Genomic DNA, 26,320 nt, shown 5'->3' with positions numbered 1-26,320 from the left:
TATTATAAAGCTAATAAGGAGCGTCTGACTAATAGATAACTATGAACATATTCCTTATCCTTTTTTACTCGAACAATTGCATAATTTTGTTCAAACAATGTCGTTAAAATAGTACGTACTTTATAACGCCAGTCCTCTGCAAGCCTAGGACTCTCCACTTTCATCTTTTGTAAAAATTGAGGAATGGGCAATAAATAGGCGTCCTTATAATATAATTGCTCTTGCTGAAATTCACCATCAATATCGAGCACTGGTAAGCCATCTACCGTTAAAGACCACGGTACAATTTCTTCAGCTTCTTCTTCCAGTTCATCTAGGGAATCCTCCACTCGATCGTGTTCAATCCACCATTCAACAACTATTCGATCTGAAGGTAGCCCATCGTTAAAATCATCCTTGAGCGGGCCATAATAATCATTTTCGTACTGAAAACTAAAGGCATTGAGCTTCAAAAATGATAAATTAGCCATACATGTTTCTAGCGGATCAAATAACCAAATAACAAGCTGAAACCCATGTTCTTTTGCATATTCCTGTTGGGCATGCTTTAATAATTCACCTACACCTTGTTCACGATATGTTTTCTCCACACCAATCATGTGTGAGTGTAAATACATTTTTCCATGTCGATAGCCAACAAAGCAGTAGTTAAAGCCAATCAGCTTTTCGTCTAAATACGCCCCAAGGATTAATCCACCATTTTGTACAGCTGCTAACAATTGATGTGAGGGTATAGCCTGACTCCCCCAAATACTTTCGTTCAAAATTTGTACTTCTACAATCTCTGTAGGTGCCATTATTTTTTGAATACGTACTTTCTCTAACATTATGCCGATCCCTCCTTTGTATTCCCCGACTCCAATGCTAACAATACCGCTCTTGTAAGGATTTCAACCCCCGTTACAAGCCTCGCCTGCTTAAATTTCATCTTTGGATGATGTAGGCCTGGTGTTACTCCACAGCCTAAACCTAACATCGTAGATTTTAAATGCGGACGTTGAACAGCATAGTGATGAAAATCTTCGCCTCCAGGTGTATGAACTGGCTTTCTTAAATTTGACAACCCGGTTGCTTGCACGATTGCCTGCTCCATAATATATTGAGCAGTTGGGTCTACCTCAGCAGCTACTACATTTGCTACTGTACGTAATTCAATCTGCACTTTATGCAAGATCTTGGAAGAATCAATAACCCTTTTTATTCCCTGTGCAAGCGCACCCATTACATCATTTTGTTGAGCTCGTATATCAATGGTAAACGTCGCACTCCCAGGAATAATATTCCCAGACTCTCCTCCAGCATGGAATTTGGTCATCTTAATTGATACAGGAACCATTGGATCTGTATGAAGCGTTCTTAAATCTTCAATAATAGTTGCGCCTACTTCAATGGCGTTCACGCCGAGATGCGGTCTTGCTGCGTGAGCATCTTCTCCAATGATTTCCCCCTCAAGCAATCGAGAGGCTCCATGATACAATGCAGCACAATATGTGCCGTCTTCAAGCTCATGGACAGGTCTTACATGGACACCAAATAAAAAGTCTAAATCATCAATGATTCCTTCTTTTAAAACTGATAAAGCACCAGTTCCTTTTTCTTCAGCTGGTTGAAAAATCACACGAATTGTACCGTTGAATGATGGAGCAAGCTCTTTCAAAAGTAATAGTGCACCGATTGCCATCGTCATATGTCCGTCATGGCCACAGGAGTGATTCGCACGAAATTCACCATCTACTTCCTGCCATAACGCATCAATGTCCGTACGCAAACCAACTTTAGGACTACCACTTCCTACGTCAACATAAAGTCCTGTACTGTTTTTAAAGCGTATTGGTGAAAATCCTTCACGTGTTAGTAAATCAACAATATAATTTGTTGTTTCTACCTCATGCCAGCTTATTTCTGGATTCGCGTGCAAATACGTGAAAATCTCCATTAATCTTGCCCTCAAACGACTTAAAGCTTCCTTCATAGCATCCAACCCCTTGAATTATCATACTATTAAGAATATTATAACGGAAATATACTATTTTCTACACAAAAACATATTCCCGCATTCAGAAAATTAACTACATGATACGGTAGATAAATGGCTCATCGCATAACGTGTGGTTGATTTCCGTTCCGGCTGCGCGCTTTGTTGCTGACGCTTCGCTTTCGCACAGTTAAAACATTTGTTGCTGACGCTTCGCTTTCGCACAGAACAAAGCTTCCTGGGGGCGTCCGATGAGCCACTTCGCTTCGCTCCAGGGTCTCGGGCCAACACGATGTTGATCACAAAGGCGTTATCACAGGATGTGATGGTTTTAGCCTTCGTTCCTCCATTGCTGATCCCCAAGGAGTCGCCTAGCCTCCACTCCAATCAACTTCTTTACATAGCATACGTTAAAAAAAAATGTCTTCCTAAACTTTTGATGATGAGCCCAAAAAAATAATACTTAGAGTCACTTGAAACATCGAGTCTTAACATTATAAAAGTGGTTATTCATTATATATGTTTGAATGCTTTATGCCTTTCTATTCGTCACTTTTGTTTCTACGGCACAACATTCAACTTTCTGACGAATAGTTGCCCACCTCCTCGGTTTGTTAATTCATACACTAATATCAAATGCTCTTTAATACAAAAAAAGATGCAAGTACAGTTATTTGAATAACTGTACTTGCATTCTTCGATTAATTAATACCTCGCATAGCTTTTGAAATAATTGGCGAAAGTACTAATATTATTATCCCTAAAACAATTGATAATGAGCCTAAGAAACCGAAGTATGTGAATTCACTTACCACTTCATAGACTTTTACAAGTTGTGCGTTGATTGCTTGCGCTGCTGCGCTTGTTAAAAACCAAAGTGACATCGTTTGTGCAGCAAAAGCCTTCGGAGCCAATTTTGTAGTAGCTGATAAACCTACTGGCGATAATAATAACTCCCCAACTACAACTAAAAAGAATGATAATACTAACCACAATGGGCTTACTAATTCTTCACCACCAGATAAATACGCTGGAAGCATCATCACTATGAATGACAATCCTGCAAAGAATAATGCATAAGCAAATTTACGTGGTGTAGATGGTTGTTTATCTCCCCACTTCAACCATAACGTAGCAAATAACGGAGCCATCGTAACGACGAATAAAGGGTTTAACGATTGGAACCAAGAAGATTGAATATGGAAACCACCAATATCTAATTGTGTACGTTTATCTGCAAACGTTGCTAAAATAGTTGCCCCTTGTTCTTGGATTGCCCAAAACATTACAGCCGATACAAACAAAGGAATATAAGCGAGTATGCGAGACTTCTCATCCTTCGTTGTTTTCTCACTGCGATACATATAAATAAAGAACACCGTTGGAATTAATACACCTAGTGTCGTAATAATGAAACTAAAAACATTCATTGTTAGTACGCCAGTTTTGATACCAATAGCCCCGGCAATAATAATAAGTAGAGCTATAATCCCAAATCGTGTAAAGACTTTTTTACGTTCCTCAGGCAGTAACGGGTTGTTTACCTGTAAACCTGCTAATCCTAAATATTTTTTCTCTGTTAATTTATAAATAATTAAACCAACAAACATTCCAATCCCTGCTAGACCAAAGCCTAGGTGGAAATTATACTTTTGTCCAATTGTTCCGACAATTAAAGGTGCAAGGAATGAACCCATATTAATACCCATGTAGAAAATTGAAAAACCTGCATCACGGCGACTATCTGTTTCAGCATAAATATCTCCGACAACGCTTGAAATGTTCGGTTTTAATAAACCTGTCCCAATAACAATAAAGAACATTGAAGCAAACAACATGCTCACACCGCCAGGCAATGCTAGCAGGAAATGACCAAACATGATGAACACGCCACCATAAAAAATTGTTCTACGCGTACCTAGTATTCGGTCAGCAATCCAACCACCGAGAATCCCTGACATGTAAACCATTGATCCGTAGATAGCCATAATTGAGTTTGCTGTTCCACGATCTAGGCCTAAACCGCCTTCATGCAATTCATAATACATAAAGAAAATCAGAATTGCTCGCATACCGTAGTACGAGAAACGTTCCCAAAATTCAGTGAAAAATAATGTAAAGAGCCCTTTAGGGTGTCCGACAAAGCCATTTTGAGGGACGGATTTTACAATTTCATCTTTAGTAGACATAAAAATATCCTCTCCCAATTTCATTATTCAATAATAATATTATTACCCAAAAGTAAGGATAAAAACTTTATTTCATCATACTAAAGCGTTTTAAAAACTTTTTCAAGAGTTTTAAAAAATGTTGGAATTTTACACCTTTTCTTTAAATTCAGAATGATTTTCATTGAATTGTACCAAACCTATTGATATTCCTAAGTTTTCTGATTCTTTAATACCCACTAAATTATAAACCGCTATAAAATTATTCTAAAATATTTTATAGTCAGATTTTTTACTTTTTAAACAAAAAAGCTAGAATTATCTATAATTTCATTCATAGCGATATAAATTCTCTTTTTCGATTACAAAAAAAGCACACTAGAAACACGAAGTGCTTCTAGCATGCTTTTAAAACAATGATGTTATTCATTATTTAATTACGTATTGTTGGAATTTTGCATAATCCGCTTCTTTTAACTCTAGCGTTAGCAGCGTACCATTTTCTTCATATGCTGTTTCAAAGACGGAGGCATGTTCATTTAAATAAGAGACGATATTCCCCTGTTCATACGGAATGAGCATTTTACATGTTACATAATCAGAGAAAATATGCTGACGTATCATTTGCAATAATTCTTCTAATCCCATCCCTTGCTTCGCAGAAATCCAAATATTATCACCACTAGTAACAGGATAAGGGACGTCTGCTATATCCGCTTTATTATACACATAAATTGTCGGAATCCCTTCAACGCCAACTGCCTTAAGCGTTTCATTTGTCACATCCATCATAAAGCCGTGCTCAGAATTGGAAACATCTACAACATGGAGTAGTAAGTCGGCGTCACGAGCCTCTTCCAATGTTGAGCGGAATGCCTTCACTAGATGATGCGGTAATTTACTAACGAAACCAACTGTATCTGTTAATAGGAATGTCTTTTTATCAGATAATTCTATTTGACGGACGGATGTTTCAAGTGTGGCAAAAAGCATGTCCTTCTCAAACACTTGTTTATGATCTTCTTGCCCTATTTTCGAAAGCAGCTGATTCATGATAGTTGACTTCCCAGCATTCGTATAGCCGACAATGGAAACGACAGGGACAGCATTTTTACGTCGTTGTTTACGCTGCGTCTCTCGTTGCTCCTTTACATGCTCTAGCTCCTTCTTTATTTTCGAAATCTGATCCTCAATTTTCCGACGGTCCAGCTCGAGCTTTGTCTCACCGGCACCACGGTTTTTAAAGCCACCACCTGTACCACCACCTTGACGGCTGAGAGATGCATGCAAGCCGACTAAACGAGGTAGCATATATTGCAATTGCGCTAACTCGACTTGCATCTGTGCTTCACTTGTTTTAGCACGACGTCCAAAAATATCTAAAATCAACATCGTTCTATCAATAACCTTCGTCTCTAAATCACGCTCTAAATTACGGATTTGCGAAGGTGATAATTCATCATTAAAGATCACTAAATTCGCTTGTGCTTCATCATAAAAGTTTTTTATTTCTTCAATTTTTCCAGTACCAACATAATGAGATGGCGTAATGCGCTCTAAATTTTGTGTGACAATGCCGGCAACTTCAACATTCAAAGCTTCAGCTAAATTTTTTAGCTCCTCCATCGAATAATCAAAATGCTCATCATTCCGTAGATTTACGCCAACTAAAACAGCTCTTTCCAACAATATATCTACTTCTTTAATTCTATCCATCCACAAACCTCCCACCAAACTTTGGTGCTACTACGACAAATTTTCTTCATCTTACCATATAATGTCCTAATTCGTGTCGTTTAACATATATATAATAAAAAATGCGCCTTTATGCAAAAGGCGCATTTCATTTTTACTTACGTTCTTCTTTTAGTAATACTTCAGTACGATTGAATTCGTCTTCAATATCTTTATTCGGTTTATATGTCAAAATGCTGACAATGACCGCTACAATTAAGCATACTAAGAAGCCCGGAACAATCTCGTATAATGTATCAGCTAAGAACTTTATTTTCCCCCAAACAAAGGCAGTTGCTGCACCTGCTACCATCCCACTGAGCGCTCCGTAATTCGTTAATTTCCTCCAATATAAGGACAGCAATATTACAGGACCGAACGCTGCACCGAAACCAGCCCAAGCAAAGCCTACTAAGTCTAAAATAGAACTATCTGGATTCCATGCTAAAATACCTGCGACAATAGCTACAACTAAAACAGCGACACGGCCAACAAAGACATAATGCTTATCATCAGCTGTTTTATTAAATAAAGCTTTGTAAATGTCTTCAACAAGCGCTGACGAAGTAACGATTAATTGCGATGAAATGGTACTCATTACTGCGGCTAAAATAGCAGCTAACATTATACCTGCAATAAATGGATGGAATAAAATTTGGCCAAGAACAATAAATACTGTCTCAGCGTCCTTTAACTCACCTGCATTTTGCTCAAAATAAGCAACACCTACTAAAGCTGTTGCAATCGCTCCGAATAAACTTAACATCATCCAGCCAATACCGATACGACGAGCCTGCGTTGTTTCTTTTACTGAGCTTATCGCCATAAAGCGGACGATAATATGTGGTTGTCCAAAATAACCTAGACCCCATGCAAGTGATGAAATAATTACTGCAGCAGTTGCATTCGAAGATAATAAGCTTAGGTGTTCAGGATTTACAGCTTTAATGGATGCTATTGTATCTCCAATTCCACCTGTCAAAAACAAACCAAATAACGGTACACTTATAAGTGCTAAAAACATAATAAGTCCCTGTAAAAAGTCTGTATAACTAACCGCTAAAAACCCTCCAAATAATGTGTATGCTACAACTACAGCAGATACAATTAATAAGCCAGTATGGTATTCATAGCCAAATGAGCTATCAAAAAACTTACCCCCTGCAACCATTCCAGAAGAAACATAAAATGTAAAGAAGATTAAAATAATGATACCTGACGCAATTCTTATTAGCTTAGTGTTGTCACGTAAACGATTATCTAAATAACTCGGAATAGTAATTGAGTCATTAGCAACTTGTGTATATACACGCAGCCTCGGTGCTACCAATAGCCAATTCAAATATGCGCCAATTGTTAAGCCAATGGCAATCCAAGCTTTGGAAAGCCCGGCTAAATAGATCGCACCCGGTAAACCCATTAACAGCCAGCCAGACATATCTGCTGCACCTGCGCTCAGCGCTGTGACAGCAGGGCCTAGTGAACGCCCCCCAAGCATGTAATCCGTTAAATTTGATGTTTTCCTAAATGCATACCAACCGATTCCTAGCATGGCGATCATATAAATAATAATCGCAAGTAATTGATACATGTTTTCAGACATACTTTTCCCCCTTTTTCCCCTTTTGACTTTTTATCAAGTATGCCTCGGCATAATTGCGTCTGGAATCGGCTTTGTTCTTAGGCACGCAGATGTTTTTTGTGCGAAAGCGTAGTGCTAACGTAGCGGCAGCAACAGATGTTTATTACGCGAAAGCGAAGCGGCAGCGGCAACAACACGATGCAAGTCAGTTAGTCGTTATCGCATGGATCCGATGATTTTAGACTAACGTCCTTTATTAAGTCCTTTCCGATTCCACGACATGCGCCAAAGGCTTTAACTTCTTCAGCAGATGTTCAGACGTCCGCTGAAAAAAGTTAAAATGTCAGTATAATTAAAATACCACAAATATACAAGATATCCTATAAATATTCAAAGCGTAAATTCTGAAATTTATAATAGCATTGCACTTCAAAAAGTGTGTTAAACTAGTGCCATCTATAACACGATAAAGAAGGCGAAACATATGACATTTGAAGAAATGAAAACTCAGCTTATGGAGCGGATTTTACAGCAGCAACTCGTTACTGCTACGATCAGTCAACCACGTATGAAATCAAACGAAGTAAAACGTATAAAGCTAAAACCTTTATTACTTAAGGATACCTACCATATACAAGTTGAATATCAATTTGAACGTATTTTAAAACATGAAAATGTTCTATTAGAAAAGTTCGATGAGAAGCTAGAAGCATTTTTTAACGATTACCGTCAAGCGCATATTGATTTTATTGATGAAAATATACAAGTACAACTATCAAAAAAGAACAAAGTCCTATGGAAATCTGATAAATCCTCAACGCCAAAGCAAGTTAATTTAGCGCATAATCGCAAGAAAAACTATTTACTGGCAGAGGATAAGGCGTACCCGTTTTTAATTCGTCTCGGGGTACAAACAGAAGAAGGAAAAATAAAGAAACAAAAATACGATAAGTTTAAACAAATCAACCGCTTCATCGAATTTATTGATGATGCATTAACCTATTTGCCAAAGGATCGTCAGGTTCGTATTTTAGATTTCGGTTCAGGCAAATCCTATTTAACATTCGCCCTATACCATTACTTAAAAATCGAAAAGGGCTTAGACATTCGTGTCACAGGTTTGGATTTAAAGAAGGAAGTTATTGAAGAATGCTCACGAATTGCACAGGATTTAGGCTATGAGCAGCTCGAATTTCTAGTAGGAGATATTAATGATTATAATGAGGAGTCTGCTGTGGACATGGTGGTAACTCTACACGCTTGTGATGTTGCCACTGATATGGCATTAGCCCGTGCTGTTAAATGGGGAGCAAGCGTTATTTTAAGTGTTCCTTGTTGCCAGCATGAGCTAAATCGCCAGCTTAACACACCAGCACTGGATATCATGCTTCAACACGGACTCGTACGCGAACGTTTTGCAGCGCTCGCAACGGATTCAATCCGAGCGGAAATTTTATCTCTCGTTGGCTATGAGGCACAATTGCTAGAGTTTATAGATATGGAAAATACACCAAAAAACATTTTAATACGAGCCTATCATACAGGTAAAAAGCCGAGCTCTGAACAGCGAGCTAACTATGATGCCTTTTTAAAGTTGCTAAATGCCAAGCCGTTTTTAGCAAATGAATTACAAGCTTACTTATAAAATTCGCTGTATTTATGGTCGTAGCGTGAGTAACCGCTCTTCTTCCGCGGGTATTTCATCGGGACGCGCGGGTATTTCTAATTTGCGCAATTCAAATTAACAGGGCGGTCCAATAACTTTTGGACCGCCCTTTCTATTATAATTCTTGTCGTAATGCTTGAATAACGTCAATTTTTGTGGCCTTACGTGCTGGACGATAACCTGAAATCATCGCTACCCCAATACTAATCGCTGAGGCAATCAGAACAAGCTGCCAAGGAATAAGGGAGAATGTAATGTCGTTTCTACTAAAAGCATCTTCCCCTGTTGCTGCTTTTAGAATTAAAGGTAATGTAGCATTTGCTACAAAGCTAATAACATATGAAATGGCTACCGCTATTAAAGTACCAATAATACCAATGAATGTACTTTCCATTAAGAACAATCGTTGAATAAGCTTTGGACTTGCTCCAATCGCCTTTAAAACACCAATTTCTCGAGTACGTTCTGTAACAGCCATTGTCATCGTATTGAAAATGCCAATCGAGGCGATCAAGACAGCAATTGTTCCTACAAATATTAAACCAATTTTTAAAACTAGGAAAAATACATTCATTTGATCCAATTGCTCAGTAACTGAATAAACGCTATAGCCCTTGTCTTTTAGTTTGTCTAATATCGGCTTTACATTTTCCATGCTATCCGCAAAAATATTAAATTCCGAATAAAACATTTCATCCTCTTTAACATTACCAGGTGCAGCTAAATTTGTAGCTATCATCGGCTTTTGCTCTGTATCCATATAGATAGAGTTATTGATCATCCAATCATAAGAAGGCTTCTTCATAACACCGACAATCGTATATTTCATTTTTTCTGTCTCTTTTGCCCCATCAGTATGTGGCATTAATGATAATTCGATCTCTTTACCAATTAATGAGTCCTTATAACCTTCCTCACTACCATTGTAATACGTGCCTTCTGCTTCAGCTTTTTTACTCTTTTCTTCAATAATTTTGCGCTCTGCATCATTGACTAATGTTTGGGCAAAATGATAACCTACAACGATTTCGTTTGGCTTTCTTGGATACTTCCCTTTTTCAAGCTTGCCATTCACTTGCTCAAAATCATGCATATTAGCAACCAATAAATCAGATTGTGTATCGCGGTCCTCAAAAAATGAATGGGCAGATGCATTGACAGTAATCGTCTCGAGTACTGTTTCCACATGTTCTATACCTTTTATTTCATGTATTTGGTCCTCTGTAAATTGACCTTTACCAAACACTTGAATTTTCGTCACTTTTTCATCTGATAATATTTCATTACGTATGGAATCCTGAAGCCCAAACCCAACTGATGCGAGGACAATCAAAAATGCACAGCCCATTGTTGCCGCTAGCACGGTCATAAACACACGTAATTTATTTTTCTTTATATGCTGTTTAACAAAATCTAATTGATCTTTAAATAACATGTTATGCTTCCTCCTTTACAAGTTCCCCATCGTACATGCGGAAACGTCGATGTGCTATCGTTGCTACTTCCTCGTCGTGAGTAATGATGACAAATGTTAAACCCAGCTCACGGTTTAGGCTTTGAATGAGTAGCAATATATCTTGCTCTGTTTCCGAATCAAGACTTCCTGTCGGCTCGTCCGCCAACAAAATGGGAGGATTTGTAATTAAGGCTCTTGCAATACTAACACGCTGTTGCTGACCACCCGATAATTCATTTGGGTAGTGGTCTGACACCTCTGTTAACCCAACCTTGTCCATTAATTTTTTTACCTTTTCTATACGCATAGCTTTCTTGATACCCTGTAACTTCAAAGGTAGCTCTATGTTTTCAAATGCCGTTAAGCCTGGCATTAGTTGAAAGTTTTGAAAGATAAATCCGAACTGTTGCAAGCGAAAAGCAGCACTTTCTGCTTCAGTGAGATGAACTGTCTCCATTCCGTTTACCTTAATAGATCCTTGTTCAGATTTCATAAATCCAGCTAATATTTGTAATAAGGTTGATTTCCCAGACCCACTTTTCCCAACAATTGCGACAATCTCTCCTTTTTCCACCTCAAAATTGACACCTTTTAATACCGGAACCTGCTTTTCCTTGCCTTTCTTTCCAATTAAAAATGTATGTTGTAAGTTCTCGACTTGAATCATTTTCAAATAAACTCCCCTTTCACCTTCTTCAGACTCATAACGCAGGGTTGATTTACGTTCCTACTAGTTGCTTCCCTACAAAAGTCATCCTAAATTTTAGGTTATGAGCCTTTCCTTCTCCATTGTAGTAAATAATTCTTAATAAAGTTGAAGGATAAAAATGAAGATATTCTTAAGAAAATGGAAAACTATTAGCAAAACAATTTCTTTACATTTCCTTTACAATTCATTCGGAAATTTTTCAAAATTTTATGTCCAAATAGTATCTTTTTGTATTAAACAGAGGGAGATTTCTTTATAAAACCTATCTTCAAGGCCTTTTTCTGTATTAATAAAAACAAACACAGCAATACCTTTATTATTTTGTGAACAAATTGTATATTACAGAATTGTAAAGTTTTCTGTAGAAATGAAGAATTTTATGTAGATAATTTAAAGATTTTGTTATGATAGTAAAGTTTAGAGGCCAATTTATTTATATCCAGGAGGATTCGATTTACATGCTTAACTCAAAAAAACAAGACCCTTTCTTTATAGCTTTGCATAAAATTGCTGAGAATATGAGAGAGGCCGTACATTACGCAAATGATTTTCGTATTAACAGTGTAGCTGACCTAAAAGAGATTAGCATTACTATGAAAAATTACGAAACAGCTGGTGATAAGCTCATTCATGAACTAATCGTGATGCTAAACAAATCATTTATGACACCTATCGAACGCGAAGACATTCTAGAATTCGCCATTCGTATGGACGACGTATTAGATGGTACGGAGCATTGTATCGCTCATTTTGAAATGTTCTCTCTAACTGAGGTTGATGAATCAATGCGTACTTTCTTAGGCTATATTTCAAAAAGTGCTGATGAAATTGTTAAAGCAACAGAAGAGTTAAAGAAAAAGAATCTTATTGGCATGCGCCCACACGCAATTCTTATTAAGGACTATGAACGTGAATGTGATGAAGTACAACGTTCATCTATTAAACAACTATTTTTAAATGAAAAAGATCCAATTCGACTTATTAAATATAAAGATATATATGAACAACTTGAAGATATCGCTGATCATTGCCAAAACGTTGCAAATACAATGGAAACAATTATCATGCGTAACGCGTAATTAGGAGAGGGCACTTACAATGAACACAATCATTATACTAACTGTACTGGTCGTTATCTTTGCCCTAACATTTGACTTTATCAATGGCTTCCATGATACAGCAAATGCTATCGCAACTTCAGTTTCCACTAGAGCATTGAAACCTCGCGTAGCTATCATGATGGCTGCGACGATGAACTTTATCGGAGCTATTACTTTCGTCGGTGTTGCAAAGGCTCTAACAAAAGATATTGTAGATCCTTTCTCTTTAAATGCCTTTGAGGGAGACACGACTGGCTCAATCGTTATTTTAGCAGCATTAATCTCCGCTATTATTTGGAACTTACTAACATGGTATTTTGGTATTCCATCGAGTTCTTCACATACTTTGATTGGGTCCATTGCTGGTGCAGCAGTTGCTTCTGCTGGCTTCGGAGTTTTAAACTATGGCGGTTTTACAAAAATCATTATGGCCTTAGTGCTATCACCAATTCTTGCGATTTGCGCCGGCTTTATTATGATGACACTGTTTAAATTATGGTTTAAAAACTTAAATTTATATCGTACGAATAAAGGTTTCCGTACAATGCAAATTTTCACTGCCGCAATTCAATCATTTACACATGGTACTAACGATGCACAAAAGGCAATGGGGATTATGACGATGGCGTTAATCGCTGGGGGTTTGCATTCAGGAGATGAAATTCCGTTCTGGATACGAGCTGCAGCAGCAACTGCAATGGGGCTTGGTACTTCTATCGGCGGCTATAAAATTATTAAAACAGTCGGCGGTAAAATTATGAAAATCCGTCCTGTAAACGGAGTTGCAGCAGATTTAGCATCTGCATCAGTAATCTTCGGTGCTACATTAATTCACCTACCAGTATCTACAACACACGTTATTTCTTCCTCTATCATGGGTGTTGGCTCTGCACAACGTGTACGTGGTGTGAACTGGGGGATGGCGCGTAAAATCGTAACTACTTGGGTTATTACAATGCCAATTTCTGCAGTTATGGCAGCTATTATTTACTTTTTGTTATCGTTATTCTTTTAACTTGAAAGCATACTAAGACTCCTGTTCCTTGTTGGACAGGAGTCTTTACATTGTCACACGACAAAATGTGACACATCCTTTACACTATTTTAAAAAGGAGGATAGTACCTACAATGAAAACTTTTTCAGCTTTTATAACAGCCCACGCTAAAGCTATCGTAGCCTTATGGTTCGTAATTTTTATTACTATGGCTATGTTTGCCATACAACTCCCAAGTAAGCTTCATGGAGACGGTTTTTTTGTTAAAGGCGATCATACCTACGTAACAAATGAGCTTGCAAAAACATTTGATTTGCCTTCCGATACAATTTTGGTCGTCTTCAATCCAGCAGACGATAAAAAAATTCAAGATACATTAAAAAAAATGAAAAAAATTAAGGAGATTCATTCAATCCAATCACCACTTGATGATGCTTCTTTACAAAAGAACGGTATAGCTTATGCCATGGTTCATATGAAAAATAATGTTGATCATCTACCTGATGTTGTGAAAGAGATCCGTTCATTAATAGAGGATGATGGTGTGAGCATTACCGGCGGGCCTGTTATTTCAGCAGACATCAATACAGCAAGTCAAAAGGATTTAGCATCAGCGGAAGCAATAGGCTTACCAATCGCTATCATAGTGCTATTACTTGCTTTCGGTACTGTCGTAGCCTCAATCTTACCTATCATTATCGGCATTGTTACTGTTGTAACTGCGTTTGGAATTTTGACTTTGTTTAGCGGTCATGTCAATTTGTCGATTTTCGTGTTAAATATAGTACCAATGCTCGGACTTGCATTAAGCATCGATTTTGCCTTGTTGTTTATTAATCGATATCGCGAAGAACGTGCCCATACATCCATTGTACAGGCTATTCAAACAGCTATACAGACAGCTGGCCGTTCTATCATCTTTTCGGCTGTTTGTGTCATGATTGGCTTAGGTGCCATGATTGTCATTGACGTCGAAATTTTTAACAATATCGCTTTAGGAGGCACAATTGTTGTATTCCTTGCAGTTCTTTCCGGCTTAACCTTGCTACCTGCTACGATGATGCTAATAGGAGATAACCTAAATAAATGGCGCTTATTACGTGTAAAGCCTGGTGGAGCAAATCGTTGGCGTGGCTTTGCTGGCTTTGTCATGAAACATCCTGTGACCATCATTATTGTGGCATCAGTATTACTAGGTATTGGTATGATTCCATTAAAAGATATTAAACTTACAATCCCCCAGGTGGATTCATTACCAACAAAATATGATGCACGTGCAGCTTATGATCAGTTAGATGCAACGTTCGGACTTGGCGATACCTCAACTTTATATTTGTTAGCAGAACGTAAGGAAGGCTGGGAAGATCGTGAGGCAAGAGAGCTTATTTTCAATATTCAAGAAAAATTATTTAATGACCCTCTAGTGAGTCATGTATCAACCATTTATACGACGGCTAACATTAAGTCTCCTGAGGAACTGACGGCTTCTTTGAAAATTCCTCAAGTGGCAGAACAATTAAAACCAATACTAAATACGTTTTCTAAAGATACCCAACTCTTTATCCCAATTACATTGGATGCAGCCGGTTCATCAACTACCGCTCAACAATTCGCTCGAACATGGAAAGATAAAGATTTAGGTGTCCATTTTGTTCTTGGAGGTCATGCGAAATTCAATCAAGAAATTTTCGATGAAATCTCTAATAAAATTTTCTTGGCTGTTTCCATTATTATCGTTTCAACGTTCTTTATTTTAATGCTCGCTTTCCGCTCTATTTTAATTCCACTGAAAGCGATTATTATGAATATCATCGGACTTTCCTCAGCCTTCGGTATTCTCGTCTATATTTTCCAATACGGACATTTGGGGATTGAAGCCGGTACGATTGTCCTTATCATCCCGGTAATTGTATTTTGTCTTGTATTCGGCTTAAGTATGGACTATGAAGTCTTTTTAATATCACGCATCCAAGAGGAGTATCAAAAAGGGGCGGATAATACACGTGCTACGATTGACGGTCTAACCTCTACAAGTCGTATCATTACGTCAGCAGCGCTTATTATGATTGTGATAACAGGGGCTTTCGCTTTTACAGATGTAATGCCTGTGAAGCAAATTGGGGTTGGTATAGCAATTGCGGTCGCCATCGATGCAACTATTATTCGTCTTATGCTCGTTCCAAGTCTTATGAAGCTCTTCGGGGACTGGAATTGGTGGCTACCCTTCGCGAAGAAGCACAAATAAAAAAATCCGCAACCTTTCGTGAGCTCTCCCTCACTTGAAGGTTGCGGATTTTTCCTTATTTTGAATAAATACGGTCATACCATTCTTTAGCTGCTTCTACCTCGGGCATTGTTAGCTGATGACCATAATTAAACCATACAGTTGTCACATCTGCCCCAGCCGACGTTAAAAGCGCCTCTAAATCCTCAGATTCCTGAGCAGTACACATTGGATCATTCGTTCCAGCACCGATAAAGACAGGGATTGAAGAAAGTGTAGGCAATTCAATATCACGTCTAGGCACCATTGGATGATGCAGTATTGCACCTGCTAGAGCATCCTTATAATGGAATAATAGGCTAGCAGCAATATTTGCGCCATTAGAGTAGCCGATAGCAACCACTCGATTACGGTCAAAGCCATACTGCTGTGCTGCTTCTAATAAAAAGTCATTTAATTCCTTCGTACGGAAAATTAAATCCTCTATATCAAAAACACCTTCCGCTAAACGACGGAAAAAGCGTGGCATACCATTTTCAAGGACATTTCCACGAACACTTAAAATGCTTGCTGTATCATCAATTTCTTTTGCAAGGCCAATTAAGCTTTGTTCATTTCCACCTGTACCATGTAACAGTAAAAAAATCGGTTTTGTTTCATCTGTTCCTTTATGAAAAACGTGCTGCATTTACAGTCCACCTCTCAATTATCTTGAATTCGAGATAATTGTAGCCTGTGGCAAAATTAAATTCAAGCTCTTTGACTTATTAATTTCTCGATTTTCACTATTTGGCTGTTCCTCATGGTCTTTATAAAATTTCGTAATCGTAAATACAGAAAATAAACAAACAGCTATAACAACAACAATAACTATTCCCACTATTTTTTTCCCATTCATTCGTTCTTATCCCCCGAATTACTTATTTCTTTTTACGAAAACCTTCTTCTAATAAATATTCTTTCGCAGCTTCTTGTGTACCAAAGGCTTCCTCTAAATTTTCACCATGATAGACATTCCAAGAACGTTGCTCAAAGGCTAGCTTTAATTGAATACCTTCACGATTTTGCCAAATCTCTTCAATCGGCTCTTGATCTTCTTCTTCTTCCGATAAATATTGAATGGCATCTTCAATAATTTCACGAAGTTGTTGTTCATCGTAGTCACGAATATTGACTAGACCTTTATCGTTTGCTTCTTTCTCGTAGCGCAATAAATCACCAACAAAGACGAAGCCGTTGCCATTTGGGTGTAGCTTTTCCACAACAATGGTTTTTTCGTAAAGGCTATCCATAAAGTGATAATTTAAGCGTTTCAATGAAATTTCCTTCTTCGCAAGTTCAGGAAATGAGTCGATGATGGCTTGCTTTTGTTCAAATGTTAGCATATAATAATGCTCCTTTTCTATTCAATCTACCTTACAGTATAACTTATTTTTTCTGTTATATCGAAGTAAAATAGGTAGTACTAAAAGTAAAGTTTGATGTACATAACGTGTAGGTTGATTTCCGTTCCGATTGGGCGCTTTGTTGCTGACGCTCCGCTTTCGCGCAGAGCAGAGCTTCCTGGGGGCGTCCGGTGAGCCGCTTCGCTTCGCTTCGCTGCAGGGTCTCGGGCCAACACGAGGTTGGTCACGAAGGCGTTATCACAGGACGTGATGCTTTTAGCCTTCTTTCCTCTATTACTAATCCCTAAGGAGTCACCCAGTAGGAACGAAGATCAACGTATATACATGACATACTCTTTAACAAAATTGATGATGAGGCAAGAAATCAGAGCCTAATCATTTTTCCTATAAAGACAAAAAAAATCCGCTTAAACTCCCAGGAAAAAGCAAGAACACAATGATGTTGCTCATACCTTATTTACGGAAAGCGAAGCGGATTTTATCTTTTACAATTATGCTAAAATTCCTATGAAGAGCTTTTCAGACACCCCAAAATTCATAACATTTTATCTTTTACAAACTGAATAACATGAGCAACGTATAGTTCCCTGTAAGGGACAAATTGTGCTGTACTTACTGGACGCACAACTTTCGCTCGTTGACCATCAGGGAAATATTCATAGCCTTCAATATTCAGAGTAGCTGTTTCTCCTAAAAAGAATGCTTCTGCCTCATCAAGCTTTGCTCTAACGACCCCTGATACTTCCTCATACTGCAGTTCAAATGATTCCCAATCATGTTTGAATGGATATATATAAACATGACAAAATTCATTGTCTATCATGTTTTCTGAAACGATGCTACAAGATGTCATGCCCATTTTAACAACTTCGTGTACGTCGACATCGAGCCCTAGCTCTTCCTTCACTTCACGAATTCCTGATTCTACTGTCTCTTCGGCTAATAGATGCCCTGCCGCTGTAATATCAAGCAAGCCAGGGTAGTCCTTTTTTTGTGAACTACGGATTTGGAAATAGATATAGTCCTCATTGACAAGCCAACAGTGGAATGTTTCATGCCATAGTCCTTTTTCATGTACCTCTGCTCTCGTTGCTGTCCCAATCTGTTCATGCTGTTCATTAAAAACTTTCACAATTTCTTGTTCCATTTTTTCCGACTCCTATACCGACTTCGTAGCCTTTTTCTTAATCACGTTTCGTTCATCATAAATATTGGATACGATCACTTTTAATACTGCATAAAATGGTACAGCAATGATAATACCGATGAAGCCTGCAATATTACCTGCTGCTAAAATAACTGTAATAACTGTTAACGGATGGATATCGAGTGTTTTCCCCATGACATTAGGCGTTATAAAGTTACTATCAATTTGCTGCGCCACGAGTGTAACAACAGACACCCATATGACTAATACTGGATCCTGAATAATAGCCACAATCAGTGCTGGTGTAAAGGCGATCCATGGTCCAATAAACGGAATCATATTCATAAAGAACGCGAATATAACAAGTAGCAACGAATAGTCTAGACCTATAATTAAATACCCGACATACATAATGAGTGCTAGTAAAAAACTAATTTGCAGCTGCCCTTGAATATAGTTACGTAAAACAGCGTCTATTTCACTTAATGTCTTTTTCACCCATTCTCGACGTTCACCACTAAAATACTTATAAATCGAAGGTGCAAATTTTTCATGATCCTTCAACATAAAAATAAAGAAGAATGGAATTAAAATAGCTAATAAAGAAGCAGATACAACTGATTGTAAAAACGATACTAACCCCTTACTTGCCACAACGGCAAAATGCTGCGCAGAATTTGCCATATTGTCGATAAAATCTTTTAACTGTGGTGGGAAGTTATCCTTGTTTTTAAACACATAATCAGTTGCGTCCTGAATGCTAGCACTAATCATTGGTATATTTTTCACTAAATTATTTACCTGTACTGCAATCGGATTACCAACGATCCAGCCAAACCCACCTACAAGCGCTATTAGTCCAATGACTATCGTTAATATACTTGCCCATCTCGGAAATTTACGCTTCTCTAAAAATCTTTGAATCGGCTCCGTAACGTAATACAAAACACCGCCAAGTAACAAAGGTATAAAAATAGCCTTTAAGATAATTACAAGCGGCGAAAAAATCCAATGAATCTCTATAAAATATTTAATGACCAGTAGAGCAAGTAAAACCCCTACCCCTACTTGAAACCAAACTTTCCTCGTCACTTTCTTCACTTCCTTTTATCACAGTTACTGAAAATACTACTTATATATTAACCATTTCGCAAGTATCCTACTATCTTAATATCCAAATAAAAGAGTTTCTAAACTAAAAAATTCGCAACTCACCAACGGGCAATCCCCGCAAGCCCCTCAAATGCTATAGCATCTGAGAAAGCTCGGACGGAGTGTTTCCCACAGGAGTGTCGCGAATTTCCACTAATGTCGCATAACGTAGTAATCTATAATTTTGTATCTTCTACTGAATTTAAGTAATCTTCAATATCACCAATAACTGATTCAACACAGCCGTCCTCAAATGGTGAAATTAAGCCTGCTTCTTTCACAAGCTTCGTAAAGGACATAGAACCACCTAAACCACATAAATGAATATAGTCCTTCCAAGCAGCTTCAAATTCTTCACGTGAACGTTTCCAGAATTGGAATGCACAAATTTGCGCTAACGTGTAATCAATGTAATAGAACGGACTTGAATAAATATGTCCTTGACGTTGCCATACACCACCTGCTTCTAGATAGCTGTTATGATCATAGTCACGGTGTGGTAAATATGTCTCCTCAATTTTTTTCCACGCAGCTTTACGTTCAGCTGGTGTCATATTCGGATTTTCATAAATCACATGCTGGAACTCATCAACTGCAACACCGTAAGGAAGGAATAATAAGCCACTACTTAAGTGTGTGAACTTATACTTTTCTGTGTCTTCCTTAAAGAATAGCTCCATCCATGGCCATGTGAAAAATTCCATACTCATTGAATGAATTTCACAAGATTCATATGTCGGCCATAAATATTCTGGAATTCCGATGTTACGACTTGAATAGACTTGGAAAGCATGTCCAGCTTCATGTGTTAACACGTCGATATCGCCCGAAGTACCATTAAAGTTCGAGAAGATAAATGGCGAGTGATAGTTTTCGATAAATGTACAGTAACCGCCACTCTCTTTTCCTTTCTTCGCCACTAAGTCCATTAATTCATGGTCAATCATAAAGTTGAAAAATTCACCAGTCTCAGGTGATAGCTCTTCATACATTTTTTTACCGTTCGCCACAATCCATTCAGGATCACCTTTTGGTGTAGCATTTCCTGATACAAAGTTGAATGCTTCATCATAGAACTTAAAATCAGAAATACCAATACGCTTTGCCTGACGTTCATATAATTTTGTGGCAATAGGTACGATTAAATCACGAACTTGGTCACGGAATTTCTTTACCATATTTGCATTGTAATCAATGCGATTCATTCGAATATAGCCTAGCTCGACATAGTTTTTATAGCCTAATTTAACAGCGATTTCATGGCGCACCTTAACAAGCTCATCATAAAGTCGATCAAATTCCTCTTCATGATCGGCAAAAAAGCCAAAGCGTGCATCCGTTGCCGCCTTACGCACTACACGATCAGTAGACTCTGCATATGGTCCAAGCTGAGCAAGCGTTAATGTTTCACCATTAAAGTCAATTTGAGCAGAGGCAACAAGTTTATTGTATTCTGAAACGAGCTTGTTCTCCTTTTGCATTAGATCGATGACTACTGGTGAAAAGCCTTTAATTTGATAGGTTGCTAAATCAAATAATTGCTGACCCCATTTTTCTTCTAACTGCTCACGGAATGGTGAAACGATTAGCGCTTTATAATATTCTGTTGTTACCTCTTCCAACTCAGGTCCAACCTCGTCAAAATAATCGCGTTCTGCATGATAAAATTCATCATTTGTATCAATCGATGCACGAATGTACACTAAGTTTGCCATTGTAGCGTAGTCATTGCTCAGTCCATTTAATTTCTCAATTATTTCACTTTGCTCGTCCATCGTTTGAGCATTTTTAAATTGGTCAATTAAGGATAATTGCTGCTCTTTCATTGCCTCGATATTTGGACGGCTGTATTCATAGTCTTTAAATGTTTTCATAGAAGTCCCCTCTTTCTGTCATATACCCCGTGATATTTCTATTATATGCCAAATCTACTCTATTAAGAAACAAATTAATAGCCAATTATATACGTTTTTAATAATGCTGCCCTTTCACGTAGATTTAACTTTATTTCCACTGATTTTGGTGTTTTTGCCCCAACGACATCTACTTCAAAACCTAAAGACTCAGCTAAATATTTCGCACGCTGTAAATGAAAATCATTAGAGAGAATCGTAATTTTTTTAGTTCCTTTAGGTAAAAGTTCTTTAGAAAATAGTAAATTCTCATAAGTTGAAGTAGATTGGTCTTCCACTAATATTCTGTTAGTATCTATACCCTTGTCTTGTAAGTATTTAAACATTACTGAAGCCTCTGTTCGATCTTCATCCGCCCCTTGCCCACCTGAAACAATTACTTTTACATCCGGATATTTGTTTAAATACTTTACAGCTTCTTCTAATCTATTTTTCAATGAAAGCGATGGAATTCCACCCGTTTTCACCTTCGCTCCCAGGACAATCATGTATGTCGCTGTTCCGTTTGCAGCCGGCTGAGCACCTTGTTTCATCTCCTCGCCGAGCCAAATATAAACAGCTATACAAATAGCAAGCAGTACAACCCCTAATCTAATTACCCATTTTTTCACATTTTATCCCCCCTTACCATTTACTAACGTTTAGACAAAGAAAAAGGATGCTTGTACTAGAATTACTGTACAAACATCCTGATTGATTATCTTAATATAAAGCGCTTAATAGATTCCTGTAACGCCGTTATTTCATCTGTTAAATCACTGGAAGATTCACTAACAAGCTGAATGGCACGCTGTTGTTCATCAACAGATGCTGTTACTTCCTCTGATGCAGCAGCATTTTTCTCACTAATCATTGCAATACTTTCGATAGATTGCATCATGTTATCCTTTGAGCTATTCAAATATTCTACTCCGGCAGTCATTTCTCCAATAACAGAAATAATTTTCTCTACGGCCAATTCAATTTCCTTAAAGGACGACTCTGTGATGGCAACCGAATCATTTTGCTGATGAACAATGACATTTGTTTTCTTCATCTCATCGTTCACTAAATTAGTTTCACTTTCGATTCCCTTTAAGGTTGTGCGCACTAGCTCAGTTGCTACAGATGTTTGGTCCGCTAGCTTACGTACCTCCTCAGCAACGACTGCAAAGCCCTTGCCATGCTCACCTGCTCTAGCCGCCTCTATTGATGCATTCAATGCAAGTAGATTCGTCTGATCAGAAATCTCGGTAATAGTACCGACAATACCTTCAATTTCCCTTACCTTCACAATTAAGCTATTAAATACAGCATAAACATTATTAATCAATTCCGAAGACTCGTGTGATGTCTCTTTTAAGCGGTTTAAATTTAAGAGCCCCTCTTGATTTGATCGCTTCATATGTTGAGATGCATCAAGCATTACTTCATTTTTGTCATGCAATACCTCAATCTGCTGGGCAAAATCAACGGCAGTTCTATTCGTATCTTCAGCATCTGAAGCTTGCTTTACCGCACCATCCGAAACCTCATTTATCGCTTTTACTATTTCATCTCCATAAGCGTTTGTTTCCTCTGCCACAGATGTTAAATTTGACGATGTCGATTGAATTTCTACAATAGCTTCCTCTACATCTGTAATTAATGTTTTCAGTTGATCAACCATTTCATTAAATCCTTCATTTAACTGACCAATCTCATCTGAACGTTGTAGATTTTCAATTTCTACAGTTAAATTCCCCTTTGCTACCTCACGTACGCGTTTAGATAATTTTTTCACTGGTAAAGCTAAATGTCTCGAAACCATTATGACAACTACAGTACCTATAATAATGGCTCCTAATAATGTAAGACCAATAACGAGTAATAATGAATCAGCTTCTTTATTAAAGTCTTGCATATATGTACCCGATGCAATGATCCATCCCCAATTAGGATCCTTTGCAGAATAAATTATTTTATCAGCTAATACATCTTGACCCGGTAGCTCAAACTCATATTGTGTAAATCCCCCACCAGCAAGTGCTTTTTCGGTTACTTCCCGAATAAAGTAATTGCCGCTACTATCTTGATCGTTCCATAGGCTATCCCCTTCTCGAGTCGGATGGGTTGTTAATGTCCCTTTATCATCTAAAACATATATATAACCATACTCCCCTAAGTCTCCAGGATAATTAATTGGCCTCTTTCCTTCACTATCCTTTGGTCCTAGGAGTGCCTCCCGCACACGCTCCTGTGCAACCTCCAAAGGAACGTCGCCCCTTTTAACACTTTCATTCGCAAGCTCGATTAATTGCAAAGTAGATTCAACACTATTTTTGATAACTTGTTCGCCAATATCCTCCATACCTTTTTTGGCTTTACTATAACTAACCCAACCTATTACTGAGCTAGGAATAATTAATAGTGCTAATGAAATGATAATTAGTTTCCCCTGTATCGAACGTGAAAACTTCATGCTTTAGCCCCCCTTTTATCTCTTCGTCACCATGACTATTAATCTATATTATGTTATGATTTGAATTTTTTCACAATGGGTAAAACGTAATTTATGTATGGATTATTCGCCTTTTTACCCAGATATGCTTCATCATCATAACGCTGATGGGTAGGCCGGGGCGCTTTTCTGAGGGCGACCGATGAGCTGGAAAAAACAGAAAAAAACTACCTTTCTACAGCGATATGCCCTATAGAAAAATAGTTTTTTGATTTTATCGTATTTACCTATGATATGACCATAATCCAAGCCACTAAAGCTAATAAGGTAGCGAAAAGAGTGGGGATTGTTAAAATAATACCTATCTTTAAATATTGATCCCAGCCAATTTTTATCCCTTTTTGAGCTAATATATGGAGCCATAATAATGTTGCGAGTGAGCCAATCGGTGTCATTTTAGGACCTAAATTAGTGCCGATGACATTTGCATAAATAAGCCCATCTTTAATAATGCCAGTTGCACTAGTTTCAGCAATAGCTAATGCATCAATCATGACAGTTGGTAGGTTATTCATAATAGCTGACAAAAACGCTGCTACAAACCCCATCGTTATCGTCGAAACCATCAGCCCTTGCTGTATCGCGTGCTCTAATAGACTTGCTAGCAACCCTGTCATTCCTACATTTTTCAAACCGTAAACAACCACATACATACCGATAGAAAAGAACACAATATTCCACGGTGCCCCTTTCACAACTCTCTTTGTATCTACAATATGGCTACGTCGTGCAAGCAAGAAAAAGATAGCTGCTACACCACATAAAATAAATGACACTGGAATTTTGAAAAACTCACTCGTAAAGAAACCAACTAATAATATCGCTATAACATACCATGATAATAAAAATAATCTCGTATCACGAATTGCCAAATTTGGATTATCAACTGCCTCAAGTGAATATTCTTTTGGAATCGAACGACGAAAGATTATATAAAGTACAGCAATGCTTGCCAGTAAAGAAACTAAGTTCGGTATCAGCATATGTAAGAAATATTCCATAAATCCAATACCGAAAAAGTCTGCCGACACAATATTTGTTAAATTACTAATGACTAACGGTAATGATGTTGTATCTGCTATAAATCCACTTGCAATAATAAATGGAAAGACCATTTTATCGGTTAAATTTAACTTACGGATCATCGCTAGAACGATTGGTGTTAGTATTAGGGCTGCACCATCATTTGCAAATAACGCTGAAACAACAGCACCTAGACAGGAAAGATAAATGAATAAGCGGATACCACTTCCCTTTGCGATGCGTGCCATATGGAGGGCAGACCATTCAAAGAATCCTATTTCATCTAAAATAAGTGAAATGAAAATAATTCCTATAAACGATAACGTTGCATTCCAAACGATCCCTGTTACCTCAACAACATCTTGCCAGGTAACAACACCGAGCGTCAATGCAATTGCAGCACCAATACAAGCAGACCAGCCGATCGATATTTTACGTGGCTGCACTATTACAAAAAATAAAGTTACTAAAAATATAGCAATCGCTAAAAGAGCTTGCACCGTTTTCCTCCCTAATTAAAAACCAGTAGCTTTAATTTGCTACTGGTTTTTAGCTTGTCGATAAAAGAATAAATTAACGCGTATCCATAAACAAATGTTGATTTTCACTCCGAGTTGGCGCTTTCCGTGAAAAATCACAGCTCTTCATCATTAGTATGGATGAAGCAAAATAGTATTAAATATAATTATTAAAGAGATCCACCCTAAATAATAATAGGATATGTTTGATTATTATTTTTATATCCAAGGAAAGCCTATTACCATATAACTTTATGTCATCAGGAGTATCGTTTATCTACAGATAAAACCAGTAGCTTTAAAAGTTGCTACTGGTTTTATAATTTATATTATTCGCCTAAATCAGCATTATGGTAAACGTTTTGGACATCCTCTAAATCTTCTAATGCATCAATTAATTTTTCAAATTTCGCAATGTCGTCACCAGTTAATGCTACTTCTGTTTGAGGAAGCATTGAAAGCTCTGCTACTGTAAACTCTTGAACACCAGCTGCTTTTAAAGCTTCTTGTGTGGCAAAGAATTGGTCTGGCTCTGCATAAATAATGACAGCCTCATCTTCTTCTAGAATGTCACGAGCATCAATATCTGCTTCCATTAAAATTTCAAGAACTTCATCTGCTGATTTACCTTCTAAACCAACTACTGCTGTTGAATCAAACATGTAGGCAACAGATCCACTGACACCCATATTCCCATTATTTTTACCAAATGCAGCACGTACATCAGAAGCAGTACGATTAACATTATTCGTTAATGCATCAACGATTAACATAGTACCAGCTGGTCCGAAACCTTCATAACGTAATTCGTCGAAGTTTTCATCGCCGCCACCCTTCGCTTTATCAATTGCTTTTTCAATAATATGTTTAGGAACACTGTATGTTTTTGCTCGTTCAAGAACAACTTTAAGGGCACGGTTTGATTCAGGATCTGGCTCACCTGATTTAGCTGCTACATAAATTTCGCGTCCAAATTTTGCATTGATACGGCTTGTGCTTTGGTCTTTAGACGCTTTCTTTTCTTTAATATTGTTCCACTTACGACCCATAGTTTCCACTCTCTTTCAAATTAT

22 protein-coding genes are annotated in these 26,320 nt (G+C 37.7%); 5 read left to right on the top strand and 17 right to left on the bottom strand.

Annotated features, from left to right (window positions below; translation table 11 throughout):
* Positions 1-2: 2 nt before the first annotated feature.
* From ACYQ73_RS19685 to putP, 5 genes are all read right to left on the bottom strand, one after another.
* A complete protein-coding gene (locus tag ACYQ73_RS19685; protein ID WP_460014015.1) occupies positions 3-827 on the bottom strand; it encodes a GNAT family N-acetyltransferase in 825 nt (274 codons plus the stop codon).
* Positions 827-1,972 carry a M20 peptidase aminoacylase family protein gene (locus ACYQ73_RS19680; RefSeq protein ID WP_460014014.1) on the bottom strand — a complete coding sequence of 382 codons (1,146 nt, stop codon included), beginning with the start codon at positions 1,970-1,972 and terminating at the stop codon, positions 827-829. The genes ACYQ73_RS19685 and ACYQ73_RS19680 overlap by 1 nt, the downstream gene beginning before the upstream one ends.
* Before the next feature lie 704 nt (positions 1,973-2,676).
* Complete coding sequence (locus ACYQ73_RS19675; protein WP_460014013.1) at positions 2,677-4,164, bottom strand: peptide MFS transporter; 1,488 nt, start codon at positions 4,162-4,164, stop codon at positions 2,677-2,679.
* 408 nt (positions 4,165-4,572) lie between these two features.
* Positions 4,573-5,859, bottom strand: a complete 1,287-nt coding sequence (hflX, locus tag ACYQ73_RS19670) for a GTPase HflX (RefSeq protein ID WP_460014012.1) — start codon at positions 5,857-5,859, stop codon at positions 4,573-4,575.
* A gap of 133 nt (positions 5,860-5,992) precedes the next feature.
* Positions 5,993-7,480: a sodium/proline symporter PutP gene (putP, locus tag ACYQ73_RS19665; RefSeq protein ID WP_460014011.1), complete on the bottom strand. Its 1,488-nt coding sequence runs from the start codon at positions 7,478-7,480 to the stop codon at positions 5,993-5,995.
* An 89-nt stretch (positions 7,481-7,569) separates the two neighbouring features.
* Between putP and ACYQ73_RS19660 the strand changes: the two genes are divergently transcribed.
* On the top strand, positions 7,570-7,695 hold the full coding sequence (locus tag ACYQ73_RS19660; protein ID WP_460014010.1) for a hypothetical protein: 126 nt from the start codon (positions 7,570-7,572) through the stop codon (positions 7,693-7,695).
* Between the two features lie 248 nt (positions 7,696-7,943).
* Positions 7,944-9,104 (top strand): class I SAM-dependent methyltransferase, encoded by a 1,161-nt coding sequence (locus ACYQ73_RS19655; RefSeq protein ID WP_460014009.1) that lies wholly within the window; start codon positions 7,944-7,946, stop codon positions 9,102-9,104.
* Positions 9,105-9,240: 136 nt separating this feature from the next.
* Here ACYQ73_RS19655 and ACYQ73_RS19650 read toward each other — a convergent pair whose 3' ends face one another.
* Both ACYQ73_RS19650 and ACYQ73_RS19645 read right to left on the bottom strand, forming a co-directional pair.
* Positions 9,241-10,560, bottom strand: a complete 1,320-nt coding sequence (locus tag ACYQ73_RS19650) for an ABC transporter permease (RefSeq protein WP_460014008.1) — start codon at positions 10,558-10,560, stop codon at positions 9,241-9,243.
* 1 nt (position 10,561) lies between these two features.
* Positions 10,562-11,248, bottom strand: coding sequence for an ABC transporter ATP-binding protein (locus ACYQ73_RS19645; protein ID WP_460014097.1), 687 nt, complete (start codon positions 11,246-11,248; stop codon positions 10,562-10,564).
* A 500-nt stretch (positions 11,249-11,748) separates the two neighbouring features.
* Here ACYQ73_RS19645 and ACYQ73_RS19640 point away from each other — a divergent pair, with 500 nt between their 5' ends.
* The 3 genes from ACYQ73_RS19640 (at position 11,749) to ACYQ73_RS19630 (ending at position 15,630) form a co-directional block, all read left to right on the top strand.
* Positions 11,749-12,369 carry a DUF47 domain-containing protein gene (locus ACYQ73_RS19640; protein ID WP_079562474.1) on the top strand — a complete coding sequence of 207 codons (621 nt, stop codon included), beginning with the start codon at positions 11,749-11,751 and terminating at the stop codon, positions 12,367-12,369.
* 19 nt (positions 12,370-12,388) lie between these two features.
* Positions 12,389-13,405 (top strand): inorganic phosphate transporter, encoded by a 1,017-nt coding sequence (locus ACYQ73_RS19635; RefSeq protein WP_460014007.1) that lies wholly within the window; start codon positions 12,389-12,391, stop codon positions 13,403-13,405.
* Positions 13,406-13,518: 113 nt separating this feature from the next.
* Positions 13,519-15,630: an MMPL family transporter gene (locus tag ACYQ73_RS19630; protein ID WP_460014006.1), complete on the top strand. Its 2,112-nt coding sequence runs from the start codon at positions 13,519-13,521 to the stop codon at positions 15,628-15,630.
* A gap of 55 nt (positions 15,631-15,685) precedes the next feature.
* Here ACYQ73_RS19630 and ACYQ73_RS19625 read toward each other — a convergent pair whose 3' ends face one another.
* The 10 genes from ACYQ73_RS19625 to ACYQ73_RS19580 form a co-directional block, all read right to left on the bottom strand.
* Complete coding sequence (locus ACYQ73_RS19625; RefSeq protein ID WP_460014005.1) at positions 15,686-16,297, bottom strand: alpha/beta hydrolase; 612 nt, start codon at positions 16,295-16,297, stop codon at positions 15,686-15,688.
* Positions 16,298-16,315: 18 nt separating this feature from the next.
* Entirely contained in the window at positions 16,316-16,489 is a 174-nt protein-coding gene (locus tag ACYQ73_RS19620; protein ID WP_460014004.1) for a hypothetical protein, read from the bottom strand.
* Between the two features lie 40 nt (positions 16,490-16,529).
* Positions 16,530-16,994 (bottom strand): hypothetical protein, encoded by a 465-nt coding sequence (locus ACYQ73_RS19615; RefSeq protein ID WP_460014003.1) that lies wholly within the window; start codon positions 16,992-16,994, stop codon positions 16,530-16,532.
* Positions 16,995-17,550: 556 nt separating this feature from the next.
* Positions 17,551-18,162, bottom strand: coding sequence for an NUDIX hydrolase (locus tag ACYQ73_RS19610; RefSeq protein ID WP_460014002.1), 612 nt, complete (start codon positions 18,160-18,162; stop codon positions 17,551-17,553).
* Between the two features lie 12 nt (positions 18,163-18,174).
* Entirely contained in the window at positions 18,175-19,254 is a 1,080-nt protein-coding gene (locus tag ACYQ73_RS19605; RefSeq protein WP_460014001.1) for an AI-2E family transporter, read from the bottom strand.
* Positions 19,255-19,490: 236 nt separating this feature from the next.
* The gene (locus ACYQ73_RS19600) at positions 19,491-21,188 is read right to left on the bottom strand and encodes a M3 family oligoendopeptidase (protein ID WP_460014000.1); all 1,698 of its coding nucleotides are present in this window, start codon (positions 21,186-21,188) and stop codon (positions 19,491-19,493) included.
* A gap of 74 nt (positions 21,189-21,262) precedes the next feature.
* Positions 21,263-21,838 (bottom strand): YdcF family protein, encoded by a 576-nt coding sequence (locus tag ACYQ73_RS19595; RefSeq protein ID WP_460013999.1) that lies wholly within the window; start codon positions 21,836-21,838, stop codon positions 21,263-21,265.
* 86 nt (positions 21,839-21,924) lie between these two features.
* The gene (locus ACYQ73_RS19590) at positions 21,925-23,667 is read right to left on the bottom strand and encodes a methyl-accepting chemotaxis protein (protein WP_460013998.1); all 1,743 of its coding nucleotides are present in this window, start codon (positions 23,665-23,667) and stop codon (positions 21,925-21,927) included.
* Positions 23,668-23,933: 266 nt separating this feature from the next.
* Entirely contained in the window at positions 23,934-25,229 is a 1,296-nt protein-coding gene (locus ACYQ73_RS19585; RefSeq protein ID WP_460013997.1) for an arsenic transporter, read from the bottom strand.
* Positions 25,230-25,576: 347 nt separating this feature from the next.
* Positions 25,577-26,296 (bottom strand): YebC/PmpR family DNA-binding transcriptional regulator, encoded by a 720-nt coding sequence (locus tag ACYQ73_RS19580; RefSeq protein WP_132361468.1) that lies wholly within the window; start codon positions 26,294-26,296, stop codon positions 25,577-25,579.
* Positions 26,297-26,320 lie beyond the last annotated feature (24 nt).

This window comes from Lysinibacillus sp. CTST325, from assembly GCF_054665055.1.
The sequence above is the reverse complement of the archived record's forward strand: the minus strand, read 5'-3'. Positions and strand labels throughout refer to the sequence as shown.

What these genes read in the sequence shown, in the direction of transcription:
- hflX (WP_460014012.1), bottom strand. Translation starts at nt 5,859, where the DNA reads ATGGATAGAATTAAAGAAGTAGATATATTGTTGGAAAGAGCTGTTTTA.
- ACYQ73_RS19660 (WP_460014010.1), top strand. Translation starts at nt 7,570, where the DNA reads ATGTTTTTTGTGCGAAAGCGTAGTGCTAACGTAGCGGCAGCAACAGAT.
- ACYQ73_RS19675 (WP_460014013.1), bottom strand. Translation starts at nt 4,164, where the DNA reads ATGTCTACTAAAGATGAAATTGTAAAATCCGTCCCTCAAAATGGCTTT.
- putP (WP_460014011.1), bottom strand. Translation starts at nt 7,480, where the DNA reads ATGTCTGAAAACATGTATCAATTACTTGCGATTATTATTTATATGATC.
- ACYQ73_RS19685 (WP_460014015.1), bottom strand. Translation starts at nt 827, where the DNA reads ATGTTAGAGAAAGTACGTATTCAAAAAATAATGGCACCTACAGAGATT.
- ACYQ73_RS19645 (WP_460014097.1), bottom strand. Translation starts at nt 11,248, where the DNA reads ATGATTCAAGTCGAGAACTTACAACATACATTTTTAATTGGAAAGAAA.
- ACYQ73_RS19590 (WP_460013998.1), bottom strand. Translation starts at nt 23,667, where the DNA reads ATGAAGTTTTCACGTTCGATACAGGGGAAACTAATTATCATTTCATTA.
- ACYQ73_RS19615 (WP_460014003.1), bottom strand. Translation starts at nt 16,994, where the DNA reads ATGCTAACATTTGAACAAAAGCAAGCCATCATCGACTCATTTCCTGAA.
- ACYQ73_RS19655 (WP_460014009.1), top strand. Translation starts at nt 7,944, where the DNA reads ATGACATTTGAAGAAATGAAAACTCAGCTTATGGAGCGGATTTTACAG.
- ACYQ73_RS19650 (WP_460014008.1), bottom strand. Translation starts at nt 10,560, where the DNA reads ATGTTATTTAAAGATCAATTAGATTTTGTTAAACAGCATATAAAGAAA.
- ACYQ73_RS19610 (WP_460014002.1), bottom strand. Translation starts at nt 18,162, where the DNA reads ATGGAACAAGAAATTGTGAAAGTTTTTAATGAACAGCATGAACAGATT.
- ACYQ73_RS19580 (WP_132361468.1), bottom strand. Translation starts at nt 26,296, where the DNA reads ATGGGTCGTAAGTGGAACAATATTAAAGAAAAGAAAGCGTCTAAAGAC.
- ACYQ73_RS19635 (WP_460014007.1), top strand. Translation starts at nt 12,389, where the DNA reads ATGAACACAATCATTATACTAACTGTACTGGTCGTTATCTTTGCCCTA.
- ACYQ73_RS19640 (WP_079562474.1), top strand. Translation starts at nt 11,749, where the DNA reads ATGCTTAACTCAAAAAAACAAGACCCTTTCTTTATAGCTTTGCATAAA.
- ACYQ73_RS19625 (WP_460014005.1), bottom strand. Translation starts at nt 16,297, where the DNA reads ATGCAGCACGTTTTTCATAAAGGAACAGATGAAACAAAACCGATTTTT.
- ACYQ73_RS19600 (WP_460014000.1), bottom strand. Translation starts at nt 21,188, where the DNA reads ATGAAAACATTTAAAGACTATGAATACAGCCGTCCAAATATCGAGGCA.
- ACYQ73_RS19680 (WP_460014014.1), bottom strand. Translation starts at nt 1,972, where the DNA reads ATGAAGGAAGCTTTAAGTCGTTTGAGGGCAAGATTAATGGAGATTTTC.
- ACYQ73_RS19630 (WP_460014006.1), top strand. Translation starts at nt 13,519, where the DNA reads ATGAAAACTTTTTCAGCTTTTATAACAGCCCACGCTAAAGCTATCGTA.